The organism is Nitrospira sp., assembly GCA_029194675.1.
Classification (GTDB): Bacteria; Nitrospirota; Nitrospiria; order Nitrospirales; family Nitrospiraceae; genus Nitrospira_D.
Genome location: JARFXP010000010.1, coordinates 18,416 through 32,294, shown reverse-complemented (window position 1 = coordinate 32,294; position 13,879 = coordinate 18,416). Strand labels below are relative to the sequence as shown.

At 55.9% G+C, this 13,879-nt stretch carries 11 protein-coding genes; 9 read left to right on the top strand and 2 right to left on the bottom strand.

Features of this window, described 5'->3' with window-relative positions:
- Positions 1–231 precede the first annotated feature (231 nt).
- The 3 genes from P0120_23905 (at position 232) to P0120_23895 (ending at position 2,764) form a co-directional block, all read left to right on the top strand.
- Positions 232–1,404, top strand: a complete 1,173-nt coding sequence (locus tag P0120_23905; GenBank protein MDF0677354.1) for a hypothetical protein — start codon at positions 232–234, stop codon at positions 1,402–1,404.
- 145 nt (positions 1,405–1,549) lie between these two features.
- Complete coding sequence (locus tag P0120_23900; GenBank protein ID MDF0677353.1) at positions 1,550–2,038, top strand: hypothetical protein; 489 nt, start codon at positions 1,550–1,552, stop codon at positions 2,036–2,038.
- Positions 2,039–2,182: 144 nt separating this feature from the next.
- On the top strand, positions 2,183–2,764 hold the full coding sequence (locus P0120_23895) for a DUF3365 domain-containing protein (protein ID MDF0677352.1): 582 nt from the start codon (positions 2,183–2,185) through the stop codon (positions 2,762–2,764).
- A 15-nt stretch (positions 2,765–2,779) separates the two neighbouring features.
- Here the strand turns inward: P0120_23895 and P0120_23890 are convergent, their stop codons facing one another.
- Both P0120_23890 and P0120_23885 read right to left on the bottom strand, forming a co-directional pair.
- Positions 2,780–3,106: a hypothetical protein gene (locus P0120_23890; GenBank protein MDF0677351.1), complete on the bottom strand. Its 327-nt coding sequence runs from the start codon at positions 3,104–3,106 to the stop codon at positions 2,780–2,782.
- Positions 3,107–3,123: 17 nt separating this feature from the next.
- Positions 3,124–3,756, bottom strand: coding sequence for a hypothetical protein (locus P0120_23885; GenBank protein MDF0677350.1), 633 nt, complete (start codon positions 3,754–3,756; stop codon positions 3,124–3,126).
- 428 nt (positions 3,757–4,184) lie between these two features.
- Here P0120_23885 and P0120_23880 point away from each other — a divergent pair, with 428 nt between their 5' ends.
- From P0120_23880 to sthA, 6 genes are all read left to right on the top strand, one after another.
- On the top strand, positions 4,185–6,971 hold the full coding sequence (locus P0120_23880; GenBank protein ID MDF0677349.1) for a toll/interleukin-1 receptor domain-containing protein: 2,787 nt from the start codon (positions 4,185–4,187) through the stop codon (positions 6,969–6,971).
- A 250-nt stretch (positions 6,972–7,221) separates the two neighbouring features.
- Positions 7,222–8,640 carry an acetyl-CoA carboxylase biotin carboxylase subunit gene (gene accC, locus P0120_23875; GenBank protein MDF0677348.1) on the top strand — a complete coding sequence of 473 codons (1,419 nt, stop codon included), beginning with the start codon at positions 7,222–7,224 and terminating at the stop codon, positions 8,638–8,640.
- 44 nt (positions 8,641–8,684) lie between these two features.
- Complete coding sequence (oadA, locus tag P0120_23870) at positions 8,685–10,640, top strand: sodium-extruding oxaloacetate decarboxylase subunit alpha (GenBank protein ID MDF0677347.1); 1,956 nt, start codon at positions 8,685–8,687, stop codon at positions 10,638–10,640.
- Complete coding sequence (locus P0120_23865; protein ID MDF0677346.1) at positions 10,615–11,625, top strand: alpha/beta hydrolase; 1,011 nt, start codon at positions 10,615–10,617, stop codon at positions 11,623–11,625. The genes oadA and P0120_23865 overlap by 26 nt, the downstream gene beginning before the upstream one ends.
- 28 nt (positions 11,626–11,653) lie before the next feature.
- Positions 11,654–12,340, top strand: a complete 687-nt coding sequence (tpx, locus tag P0120_23860) for a thiol peroxidase (protein MDF0677345.1) — start codon at positions 11,654–11,656, stop codon at positions 12,338–12,340.
- Between the two features lie 102 nt (positions 12,341–12,442).
- A complete protein-coding gene (gene sthA / locus P0120_23855; GenBank protein ID MDF0677344.1) occupies positions 12,443–13,846 on the top strand; it encodes a Si-specific NAD(P)(+) transhydrogenase in 1,404 nt (467 codons plus the stop codon).
- Positions 13,847–13,879: the final 33 nt, after the last annotated feature.

Sequence of the window (13,879 nt, the reverse complement as noted above, 5' to 3'; positions counted from 1 at the left end):
TCGCGAGGGGGATCCGATGCCATTTCCCCTCCTTTTGCGCTCTCTCGTTTCTCTCTCTGCCTCGACCCGATACCTCAGTGATCTAATCGCCAATTTATCTGGTTCGACCTCGGAATCCCGTTCTTATCAGTCAACGATGTTTCACAACTTGATGGGTCTAGCCGTGCGACGGCAGAAGAGAACATGGTGTCAGCAGATTCAGCAAGATAACCTATAGCAAGGAGGATCGCCATGCATTACATCGGCATCTTAGGAGGAGTTGTTGTCGCGCTCGCCTTGGCTGCGACAGCGACTGCCGGATCGTTTGAGGATAAGGCGCAAGTGACGGTTAGTGGTGCCGAATACATGTTGAACGGATATATCGTCAAGGTCGAAGGGAATGCTTACTGGATCAGGAAGGCGTCGGGCGAGGTAGTTCGCGTTGCAGTCACGGAAGACACTCACCTGATCTGCCCGACTCGCACCGGCAGCAAGGAAGTGAAAGTGGAATCGAAGCCTGGCACCGGTTTTCGAATGGGGGACTGCCCATTTATCCGAGGGGACACTGTGAAGGTCGAGGTCACAGATCTCGGTAGCGCGAGCCTCATCCGGTTTGATGCGCCTCCAGCTCCTGAAACGGTCAACCTTGGACTGCCTCAGGGATGGGAAGGCTACATGCCCAATGATGGGGTGCTTTCCTTCAAAGCGGGGTCGCACTATCCCGTATATACCAAGGATGGTCACCCGGTCGGCCATCTCACAGGAACACTGACCGACACCACAATAGGGACCGAGTATGGACTGATCGAGCTAGAAGGAGACGGGCAGATGATGACCGTGCCCAGAACCGCGATGAGACAAGAATGGCCGGAGCCCAACAAACCTCGTGTGGCGTTGCTGATCAACAAGAATCAGCTTGGGGAGATGGCCCCTCCTACGTACCAGGCCGCAAACCTTATTTCGGTCTCGGAGGTCCGTGACTACTGGGCAAAGGCCGCACCTCCCGAACCTTTCGTCCCAAGCGAAGTTGACGTGGTCATTGATATCAGCGAAAAAACTTTTCAAATCACAAAAGGTGGGACAGCCCGTGGGTTTGCTCTCATGGCAGGGATGCCGGTGGTCATTAAACTTCTCAACCGGGATCTTGTGGCGCACGAGTTCATGTCTACACTGTTCCGCGATGTCCCATTCCGCATCTCGGGCAACGCGACAGTGGTCAAGACCGCCCGAGCTTCAGGGATTCGCATCGATCCGGGGCAAGCCGTGACTCTTGAGTTTACCGCCCCTGTCGCCAAGCTGGATCAATATGGCGACAAAGCAACCATCTATGATGTCTTCTGGTGCAATGTCCATGGGAAGGAGCATGGACAAGCAATGCGCGGGGAATTGGCGATCATAGAGACCAGTGGAATCGGCGGCGGCTGAAGCGATGGCGGTTCAGGTCGCCCGACGCCGGATCATCCGATCGACGCGGGCGACCTGATTTCTTTTACGCGATCCGTTGCTCACACACACTGAAGGCATGAGCTTCTCCACGGAGTACATCCGTTGAGAAAAAAAGAGGTAAAAAGTGCCGTCACCATCGCGATTGATCGCACTCGCCATCCTGTTCGCAGTGGGGATATGGATGAGCGGAATAGGCTCGGCCGAAGAGCTGCTTTATGAACCGGATGTCGTCGTCGTGATGAAAGACAAGGCCTTTCATGTGGTCAAGGGCGGACCACTTGAGAATTCTGTACCGAACCCGGCTTTTTCCTTACCAGTCGGGATGGACCTCGCCATCCTGCTCCAGAATGAGGATGAGGTCGCGCATGAGTTCGTCTCACCATTACTCATGAAGGCGGAAGACATGGAGATCTCAGGCCACGCGACCATCGTCTATACGCTCACTGCCTTCGGAGTTCGGGTTGAACCAAGAGATCGCGTCATGCTCCGCTTTAGTGTCCCTGAAGCGAGCTTTGAGCGGTTTCATTTCTGGTGCAATCTTCACGGGAAATTACTGAGTGACACCATGCGCGGCGAGATCTTTATCTTGGATGCGAAACAACCATCCAAGTAACGGGATCTCAGGAGCTCCAAGTCATATTGACAGGATCGAAAACTTTACGTGCTGACAAAATAGCCGAGATTGATGCAATGACCTCGTAGAGGCGATGAGCGTGTGAGCAAGTCCTGCATGCGAGCGCGAGGAAGGAGGGTTGCCATGATCGAGAAAGTAGCTGGACAGATCCTTGGCAAACTCTTGGCCGTTCTGCTTGCAGGTGTCTCCGTGAATGTTGCGCAGGCCGGAGAGCCGGAGGGAATCCCCCCGGAGTTGGTGGCAGAATACATTCATGCAGTCATTCAGGTCGATCGGAGCATCTATTCCACCCATGTCGTGGAGCAGCTGCAGGATCGCAAGGTCACTGTGGCGGCGGAAGACTGGAAAGAAAAGGGGGCGCTGCCTCTGCCAGCCCAATTCCTCCAGATGGCGGGTCAGGAGGTTCAGGGGTTAGGCCTCGGTCTCCATATCCGCCTAAGCAGCTTAGGCCCAATTTACACGAAGAACGGGCCGGTGGATCAGTTCGAACGAGCGGGCTTGGAAGCGGTGGCAAAGAATCCCCGGAAACCCTATACGGGAATCATTACTGAAGGTGATAGACGTTATTTCAAGGCAATTTTTGCAGATCGGGCCGTCTCGATGGCTTGTGTCGCATGCCACAACAATCATCCTCTGAGCGCAAAGCGGGACTACAAACTCTATGATGTGATGGGAGGGATTATTATTTCTTTTCCGGTTCGTTAGGCCAAGTGAGGAATCTTACGACGAGGCCGTCGAATCAGCGGAGGACTTCGATCGGAGGCATTGGATGATGTTCCAGACTCGTAGGACGTCGAGAGTCAGTGTCGCGCCGTAGGTTGGGCCGAAGCCGCGCTCCGCGATGTTTCCCATACTATCGTTCCACGTTTCGAACCGGACCGGCCCGAATGAGCCGGCAATGGACCAGGCAAACTGCTTCTGGCTCACGCCCCCCACATTCACAAAAATCCCGGAGTCCCACATGAGGGCGAATTCGATTTCCCATGTGGGAATGGTTTCGCCATTCTCAGTCATCCGGTACTGGCCAATAGCGATCGAGGGCTGCACGAGCCCTGCGGTGTTTCTCACGGCATGGAGCGCGGCCCGTTGTCTTGATAACTGATCCGTCCCAAGGCCGATGCCCGCAAGCTCACATCGCCCCACTCTTCACTATGATACAGAGCCGGCGTGATCGGCATCCGCCGGACACCGGCGCGAAGAAACCCCTGTTGATAGATCGTACCGACGGAAAAGCCTCCACCCACGAATATGACCTTTGGCCGAAACAAGGGAAACCACCTTGTCACAGAGCCATCGATCATCACATCGGTTTCCCGACGAGGGTCTACCGTCGGTACAGTCGGCAGTTGGCGAAGCTGATGCACGACTTTATTCTGGAAAAATTGACTGGGTTCGTCCCCGGTCGGGCTGATCCCGGCCGTCAGATTGGTACTCCAGCCCTGCAAGAATCCACCCCAATGTTGGGTCCAGCTGAACGAGATCAGATTGAAGCCGAGGGTATTCTCCACCGTGGAGTCATACTTGTTCCCCAACCCATCGATCGGGGTAAATCGATTGAGAGTGAGTCCCCCCGTAAACGTGGAATACTGGTCTGCGAATGCCGTACTTTCCCAATGCACCGAAGGGGCAGGATTTTCACTCCAGGCTGGAGTGGAGTGGAAGCCTACCAGCAGGAAAATGCCGAGGAATAGTCTCATACCTTCGCACGACCATCGGCGCCTGTTCTGTTGGATGAAAACCTGGTGGGACGACATGCGGCCATCGGTTGGTTCACATCGATACACCATCGATGCAATCATTCTCCTGAGCATGAAAGCAGCCTTCTCTTCAACGCTGGCTGACCGTCACTGGTCAGCCAGAAAAGATTCTGCCTGACATCTTACGTATAAACTGTCGCATTGTACACAAATGGCACCTCCGTAGCGACCCGCTTGGATAGTTCTCCAACCGGGCGACACCGGGCAGAACTCCAAAGTGGCCAGAGGGGACGACGCTTCTTGCAAAAAGGAGTACAGTGCATTTTAGGTCGACATACACGTACGCCGCCGTGATGACAGGTTCATTGGTCACGCTGTTGCACACAGAACTGAATGAACAATACATATGACCCTATAGGAGGGCGCTCATGTTTGATGTTTTCTTCAGTTATCGACATGCCGACGCTACGAACGCCCGTCAGGTAGTACAAGCCTTGCGTGCCGCAGGCCTACGTGTGTGGTTCGATGAAAGTCATATCGAGGCGTTCTCCAGCATTCAGCGAGGTATCGAGGATGGCTTGGCCCAGTCAAAAGTACTGCTCGCCTGGTACTCAACAACCTATCCAGAGTCACTCGCCTGCCAATGGGAACTCACCCATGCCTTCACATCTGCACAACATGAGGGCGATCCACGTCGACGGGTCCTCCTGGTGAATCCGCACACCACGAACAGCCACATTCAGCCTGTCGAACTGCGTGATGCCCTGTACGCTGCATCGCCACAAGATGCCGACGCAGTCGAAACCCTCACACAGAATATTGCCGGACACGTTGCAAAGCTCTCCGGAACACTTGGAGATATTGTTCAGCGAATACGACCACAATGGTACGGCCCTATCAACGGCAACGGCTCTAACCGCTTTTTCGGTCGGTTACGCGAGATGTGGGAGATCCATTTTGGTCTCCAGCGGGCAGATATGCCAATCATTGCCAATAGTCACGAGAGACCGTTGGTACGACTCGTAGGCGTCGGAGGATCGGGCAAATCATTGACTGCGGAAATGTATGCATTGCGCTTCGGCGCAGCTTATCCTGGTGGAATCTACTGGCTCCGTGCCATGGGTCACGATGCCGTTCATGCGACCACGCCGGAAGAGCATGAAGCCTTGCGCGACAGTCAGATTATCGACTTTGCTCTTGCGCATGGCATACAGACCACGGACTGTACACCGGTGCAGATTCATACGGCGCTGGGACTCAAACTCCAAACAGGTGAACCTTATCTGTGGGTGGTCGACGACTTACCAACAGGCTTAGCCTGGCAAAAGGTCCAGCCGTGGCTAGCACCGAGTACCAATGGACATACCCTGATCACCACGCGTAGTGAGGCTGACAATTGGGCCGGCAGCCAAGTCACAGTCGGCGCACTAGATGAGACTTCGGCATTTCAACTTCTCACCCACTCGCACCAGCCTAATAGCAACACAGAGCACGACGCGGCGCGTCAACTGGTGGCCGATCTTGGTGGCCACGCGCTCGCGCTGGAATTGGCAGCCGTAGCGACACGGACTCGTGGCTATGTCGCATTCCAAAAAGAAGTGAATTCTCCCACACGCGATGCCTTGGACTTTGCGGCAGAGCTCATGGCAGCCCGCGGTCAAACGCTACCCCATCGTGACAAGGCCAATCTCAATCTGTCGCAGACCTTACTCACGAGTGTAGACGCGCTGACTCCAGATGCGAAAGATGTGCTTCGGCTGGCAGCACAACTGGCACCAGCACCGTTATCGAGATTGTTGGTCGCACAAACACTCAGCACTGCCGATAAGTTGGACACAATCAAGGCTCAGGACGTGGCCGACATCGCGATGTCCGCAGTGGCCGCACATTCCCTTGCACGAGAGACCTCGCCAGGACATTTGCTGGTGCATACGCTAGTCTCGCGCACCATGCGCTTTCGCGACAAAGATGTCGGGCGTCTGGGCATGCTGTACACATGTGCTCTGCCAGCGGTTGAACGCTTGTTAGGGAACGATATTTTCGAGGCTCGCTTGCATGGGAACATCGGGGATCTCATTGCCCATGCGCGCGCAGTGCTAGCACCTGCCATGGCAGACCCAGTCCACGCAACATTGGCCCAAGCTCGACTACTGGACGCCGTTTACATCTATGACGCTCAGCACGGCAACTACGCGAGCGCGCTTCTTTCGGCGAATGCCTTAGTCTCATACAGTCGCGCCACTGCCGGGCCCGAGCATCGTGTAACGCTCGGTTTCATGCTCTATCGTGGGAGAATGCAGCGTCTGAAGGGCGACTTGCCTGACGCATGGGAGACGAACCAGCGAAGGGTAGAAATCTGCCGCCGCACGCTGGGCAAGGGCCACCCGGACACCCTGACGGCGTTAAGCGATTTGGCGCTTGTGCTAGCGCAACAAGGGCAGCTGGCGCAGGCACGGGAGCTACAAGAGCAGGTGCTGGCGATGCGTATTCATATATTGGGGACCGAACACGAAGATACGTTGACAGCGGCGAATAATCTAGCCACAACCATGGCGACCAGCGGCGACTTCGCCAATGCGCGCCCATTGCAAGAAGGCGTCGTGGCAGGGCGCCGAAAACTACTTGGCCCGGAGCACGTTGAGACGCTCGCAGCGATAAGCAATCTAGCGGTGACCCTGCGCGCACTGAAGGACACGGCAGGTGCGGAGAATCTTGAACATTCGTTAAAGGCCTCATCAAGCGAGAACCTTCCGGAGAATCTGCTATTCCTTCATAATCGGGCTGCCGCATTGCATGGTGAAGGCAAGCTCGCAGAAGCGCGAGAATTGATGGAGCGTGTACTCCAACTGCGCCGAAATCAGCTCGGCGCCAAACACCCAGAAACATTGCTCACAATGAATAATCTTGGGTCAATAATGATTACGCAGGGCGATTTTGCTGCCGCACGATCTCTGCTACAAGAAGGGCTGCAGCTCAGCCGGGAAGTCCTGGGGCCGAATCATATCCAAACCTGGCAGGCAGCCGGTCGCTTGTTCCTGGCCTCCGTACACGAAGGCCAGGGATGGGAGCAAGTCAAAGCCTCGATGCTCCATGACCTCGCCCCACTCATGGCACAGGATCCGGCAACGTTATCCGATGAACTGCGGGAACATCGCAATATGGCCTTGGCCCTTCGTAAGATAGCTGGCGCTGAACATCCCCGTTCAAAACCATGATGGAAACGGATCTTCTCAAGGGGATCTACGAGTTAAAGCAGAGACACTTTTTCAGTTACGTCCTGCATTTGCAATCCTGGCACATCCTGCACTCTGATTCGCTCTTGAGAAGCGATTCAGCCTTTGTGTCATCGCCTCCGTCCCAGCTGCGCTTTACCCTTTCCTCCCTCGACAGACCTCCTGATCCTATGCTAGCTTACGCGTTCGTTTTTCTGGATTCCTTTCCGCACAAGAACCGACAGGCTGAGACATGTTCAAGAAGATTTTAATCGCCAATCGCGGTGAGATCGCTATGCGGATCATCCGCGCCTGCCGCGAATTGAACATCGCCACCGCTGCCATCTACTCCGAAGCGGATTCGACCGGGATCTATGTGAAGAAGGCGGACGAATCCTACCTGGTCGGGCCAGGGCCGGTGAAGGGTTTCTTGGATAGCAACCAGATCGTCGACTTGGCCAAACGGATCGGCGCCGATGCTGTCCATCCCGGGTACGGGTTTCTTTCTGAAAATGCGGAGTTCGCTGAGCTCTGCCAGGCTTCCGGCATTACGTTCATCGGCCCTTCCACCCACGCCATTACCCTGATGGGCAGCAAGGTCAAGGCGCGCGAGCTCGCCGAATCGGCCGGCATTCCGATCGTGCCCGGCACGGATGGGGCCATTACCAGTGTAAAAGAAGCCCTGGCCTTCGCAAAAAAAGCGGGTTACCCGGTCATGATCAAGGCGAGCGCCGGCGGCGGCGGCCGCGGGCTTCGCGTGGTCCGATCAGACGATGAGCTGCGAGAGAACATGGACGCCGCCTCGCGCGAGGCCCAAGCTTCCTTCGGAGACGGCAGCGTCTTCATCGAAAAATATATCGAGCGGCCGCACCATATCGAGTTCCAAATACTGGGAGATCGCCACGGGAATATCATTCACTTAAATGAACGCGATTGTTCAATCCAGAGACGTCACCAGAAGTTGATTGAAATCGCACCGTCTTTGATTCTCACACCGAAGTTACGGGACGAGATGGGCAATGCCGCCATCGCCATCGCACGCGCGGTGAAGTACGACAACGCGGGAACCGTGGAGTTTCTGCTCGATCAAGAAGGCAAGTTCTACTTCATCGAGATGAATCCTCGCCTCCAAGTCGAACACACGGTGACGGAACAGATCACGGCCATCGATATCGTGCGGAATCAGATTAAGATCGCGGCTGGCCTGCCGCTCAGCATCCAGCAAAAGGACGTGATCCTCCAGGGCCACGCCATCCAATGCCGGATTAATGCGGAAGACCCTAAAAACAATTTCCTGCCCTGCACGGGCACGATCACGGCGTATCTCTCTCCTGGTGGAATCGGTGTCCGCATCGACGGTGCGGTCTACAAGGATTACACAATTCCACCTTACTATGATGCGCTGCTGGCCAAGTTGACGGTTCGAGGCCGCACCTGGGAAGAAGCCGTAAGCCGCATGAGGCGGTCGCTCGAAGAATATGTGCTGCGCGGAGTAAAGACAACGATCCCGTTTATGGAAGCGATCATGCAGGAACCGGACTTTATTGCAGGACGTTTCGACACGTCGTATTTCGACACCCACCCTGAATTGTTCTCGTACCACGAGTTTGTGCAACCGGAGGATCTGGTGTTGGCGCTGTCGGCTGCGATTGCCGCCTACGAAGGGCTCTAATTCGAACAAACCCCGCTGCTTCCCGAAGGGATGTACTAACCATCATGGCGAAGAGACGACCACCGACAAGGAAACCGCAGAAAAAGACCAGATCGCCTGCTCCGGCGATCAAGACCGCCAAGAGTACCCCGGCGCTCCCCGGCGAGTTCACGATTACCCCGGCCGCCGGCAAGCCGGTCCTGATCACGGATGTCGCGCTGCGAGACGGCCATCAGTCGTTATTGGCGACACGCATGCGCACGGAAGACATGCTGCCCATCGCACAAAAGCTCGACGCAGTCGGCTATTGGTCGCTTGAGGTATGGGGGGGCGCCACATTCGACACCTGTTTGCGCTTCTTAAAAGAAGATCCCTGGGAACGGCTCCGAGCCCTGCGGGCCGCCATGCCCAACACCAAGCTTCAAATGTTGTTGCGAGGGCAAAACCTCGTCGGCTATCGACATTACGCCGACGACGTGGTGGAGCGGTTCATCGAACGTTCGGCCACGAACGGCATCGATGTCTTCCGCATCTTCGACGCCCTCAACGACGTACGGAATGTCGATCGGGCCGTGAGTGAAGTGAAAGCCTGCGGAAAACATGCTGAAGCCACCATCTGTTACACCGTCAGCCCGGTCCATAGCATCGACCGTTTCGTGGATTTGGCCAGGAGGTTGGAAGATCTGGGAACAGATACGATTTGTATCAAGGACATGGCCGGACTGTTGGCTCCGCTCGACGCATACCATTTGGTGCGTCGGCTGAAGGCCGCCGTCAAGGTCCCGCTTCATCTCCACTCGCATTACACGTCCGGTATGGCCTCCATGACCTCTTTGATGGCGATCCTTGGAGGCCTCGACATGCTCGATACCTCCATCTCTCCGTTGGCAGGAGGAACCTCCCACCCTGCGACGGAAACGCTGGTTGCTTCACTCCAGAATACGCCCTACGATACGGGCCTGGATCTCGCATCGTTCCAGCCGATCACTGAGCACTTCCGAACGGTTCGCCGCAAATATCGCCAGTTCGAGAGCGACTTTACCGGCGTGGATGCAGAGATCCTCATGTCGCAGATTCCCGGCGGCATGCTGTCGAACTTGGCCGCCCAGCTGACAGAACAGAATGCCCTGGACCGGATGAAGGAGGTCCTCGACGAGGTTCCGCTGGTGCGGAAAGACATGGGCTATCCTCCGCTCGTCACCCCGACCAGCCAAATCGTCGGAACCCAGGCAACCCTCAACGTGCTGACCGGTGAGCGATACAAGGTCATCACCACCGAAACCAAGAATTATTTCTTGGGACTCTACGGCCGTGCGCCAGGCCAAGTCGATCTCGATGTGATGGCGCGTGCAACCGGCGACGAAACCCCGATCAAGACCAGACCGGCCGATCGGTTGGAGCCGGAATTGGACGACGCCAAAAGAGAACTGCCCGAGTCGGCCCAGAGCATCGAGGACCAGCTGTCATTCGTCCTGTTTCCCAACATCGCACGGGACTTTTTCGAAGACCGCGAGAGAGGCGACTTAACCCCTGAACCGCTCGAATTGGGGTCGGCGAAAGGGCCCGCCATCGCCCACGAGCTGCACTTGGCGCCTGTGGAATTCAATGTGACGGTGCATGGTGATACCTATCATGTGAAGGTTTCGGGGTCTGGCCGTAAGATCGACGGACGTAAGCCCTACTACATCCGTGTCAACGATAAGCTCGAAGAAGTGTCGCTCGAACCAATTCAAGAAGTGCTTGCCGGTGTCCCGGAGTCGCAAGAGACTGAATCGAGAGGAAAACCCAAACGTCCCAGACCTTCGAAAGCGGGTGATGTGGCTCCACCCATGCCGGGCCGAGTGGTGAAAATCCTGGTTGCAGTCGACGATCGGGTGAAGGCCGGCGATCCCCTGTTGATTATCGAAGCGATGAAGATGGAAAGCCGAGTGCCGGCGCCGATCGATGGGAGAGTCGCCGCGATCTTGGCTGCCGAGGGTGACAATGTGAAGACGGATGAAACGGTCATTCAACTGGAATAATTCCAGCGTCGGCTCGATCTCCGTATCATGCGGACCAGAGCGACTTGCGCTGCTCGTCCTGTGCCTCGTATCGTCTTTCATGACCGCTTGTGCCCAGCCCATACAGATCCCGTCATATTTCGAAACGTTAGAACGGACGCCGATAGAACGCATTCCGATCAACACCGTTCTCGTGCATGATCAACGGATCGCGTATCTCGATGTCGGTACAGGTCCGCCTGTCATCTTGATCCACGGTTTCGGCGGATCCATGTGGCAATGGGAACATCAGCAACATGCCTTGTCTGAACATTTCCGTACCCTGACGCTCGACCTACTCGGTTCCGGATTGTCAGACAAGCCGGACATTGAGTACTTACCGGATCAGATGTTGGACTTTTGTATCGGATTCATGGACGCCTTGCAGATCCCTCACGCCACATTCATCGGTAATTCCATGGGCGCTGGGTTGGCGATTGGGATGACATTGATCCATCCGACCCGTGTCGACAAACTCGTGCTCATCGACGGGTTACCCTCTCATGTCCTGGCCAAGCTCACCAGTCGTTCATTCAAGCAAGCCCTGGAATCTCGAGCCCCTTCCTGGCTCGTCTCCTTCGGTAATTGGCTGTTCGGTGGGCTGGTCACCGAGTCCGTCTTGAAGGAAATCGTCCACGACCACAACCTCCTGACGCCGGCCGTGATCGAACGGTCCAATCGTAATCGCCGGCGCCCCGGCACCATCAAACCTATTATGGCCGTGAGAAACGCCCTCCCCTCCTGGGAAGCCGATTTTGCCCCACGCCTCAGCTCCATCACCCACCCAACCATGATTATCTGGGGTGAAGACGACCGGGTGTTCCCTCTCGCCGTGGGTGAAGAACTTCACCATCGGATTCGTGGATCCCAGTTCGTCAGAATTCCCGATGCCGGCCATATGCCGCAATGGGAACGCCCGGACCTGGTGAACCGATCGTTGATCGCGTATATTCAACTATTACCCTGAATAGATCGCGTGGGAGGAATCCCCACGCATGATCCTCAGAAAGGAGCGTATGATGCGGATAGACAATGCTGGTTTCATCGGCACCCTGTGCCTTGCGCTTGGCCTCGCCGGATGTCAGGCGATGGGAGGATCAACCGGCGCCGGCTTTTCCTACAAGAAGATGCCGGTGGCGGATGGAAGCGCTGTCGCAGGCGAAGGCAACAGCGTCTTATATAAAGGGAGCCCGCTGGCGCTTTCCGGCAACGGAGTGAAGGTCGGCGACGTACTGCGCGACGTGAAAGTGGCGCAGAACGACTTATCTCTCGTGAACATCGCGCAGACCAAAGGCGCGGGAAAAGTCCGCGTCATCAGTGTGGTCCCCTCATTGGACACCCCTGTGTGCGAACAACAAACGCATATTCTGAGCGAGCGGAATAAGGGTCTCGATAGGATGGTGGAACTCATCACCGTGAGCGTCGATACGCCCTTCGCTCAGAAACGGTTTGCTCAAGAAGCCAAAATTGCCAATGTCACTTTCCTGTCAGACTACCGAGGAGCCGAGTTCGGAAAAACCCATGGCCTCTTCCTGGAAGGCCCACACATTTTGACGAGAGCGGTCATGGTGGTCGATAAGACGAACACCATTCGCTATCTTCAAGTCACCCCGGAACTCACGCAACTCCCGGATATGGAAGAAGCTTTACAATTTGCTCGTCGATTGGTGACGGAGAGCTGAGTTTGTGGGATGCTCAGCTTAAAGCTAAGGTTGAGGATGAGGGTTGAGCGCGCGGATGATCCAGCCTCAACCTGAGCCTCGGCCTGAACCTCTCCCATACCAATGGCTCATTACGATTTACTTGTCATCGGCACCGGACCCGCCGGCCAAAAGGCTGCTATTCAGGCGGCCAAGCTGAACAAGAAGGTCGGGATCATCGAGCGGAAGACGGTCGTCGGCGGAGTTTGCATCAATACCGGGACCATTCCAAGCAAATCCCTCCGCGAAGCGGTGCTCTATCTCTCCGGATTTCGTCAACGCAGCCTCTATGGGGAAGAGTACCGCTTAAAAAAGAAAATCTCGATCGAAGACCTTGCCTTCCGCTCGAACCACGTCATCAAGCACGAGATCCAGACCGTGCAGAATCAGATGGCCCGGAATCAGGTCGATATGTTTTTCGGTTCGGCCAGTTTCCTCGATCCGCATCGCCTGCGCATTCAAAGAGATCGTGGCGCGCTTGAGCTGACGGCGGACTTCATCGTCATCGCCGTGGGGACGGAGCCGGCTCGGCCGTCACACATTCCGTTCGACGACCACACCATCATCGACACGGACGGACTCCTGACCCTCAAGCGCATTCCCGCCTCCATCGTGATCGTCGGAGGCGGTGTGATCGGAACGGAGTATGCCTCGATGCTCGCCGCCTTGGGCATCCCCGTCACCCTGATCGATAAACGGCCGCGTCTGTTGGAGTTTGTGGACCATGAGATCATCGAAACGCTCCAACAACGAATGAAAGACTTGGGAGTGACGCTGTATCACGATGAAGAAGTCCTCGCGATCAAGCAAGAATGGAACAAGTCCGTCCGAGTAACTTTGCGGAACAACCGTCCGGTCCACACATCGACACTCATGTATGCGATCGGGCGCGTCGGGGCGACACAATCGCTGAATCTCCACGCCGTCGCACTCAAACCTGACGAGCGGGGACGCTTGACTGTCAACGAACACTTCCAAACGGCGATTCCCCACATCTATGCGGTCGGCGACGTCGTCGGTTTTCCCGCCTTGGCATCGACGTCAATGCAACAGGGCCGCCATGCCGCCTGTCACGCCTTTGGCCACCCGGATCGTACCGACATCTCGCTCCTCCCCTACGGCATCTATGCCATTCCAGAGATCTCCATGGTGGGTCGAAACGAGGAAGAACTCAGAGAGGCAGAGGTGCCCTATGGAGTCGGCATCGCTCGCTACGAAGAAATCGCCCGTGGACAACTTATCGGCGATGAAACCGGCATGCTCAAACTGTTGTTTCACCGACACACCAGACATCTGCTCGGTGTTCATGCCATCGGCGAAGGCGCCACGGAACTGATCCATATCGGTCAAGCCGTCATGGCCTTTCATGGCAAGATCGATTACTTTATCGATACGGTCTTCAACTACCCGACGTTGGCGGAATGTTACAAGGTCGCCGCACTGGACGGCATGAATCGTTCACCGAGAACCTGGATTCCCTATCTATAACGTCGGAACTTGGCACTAACTCTGGGTCAGGTA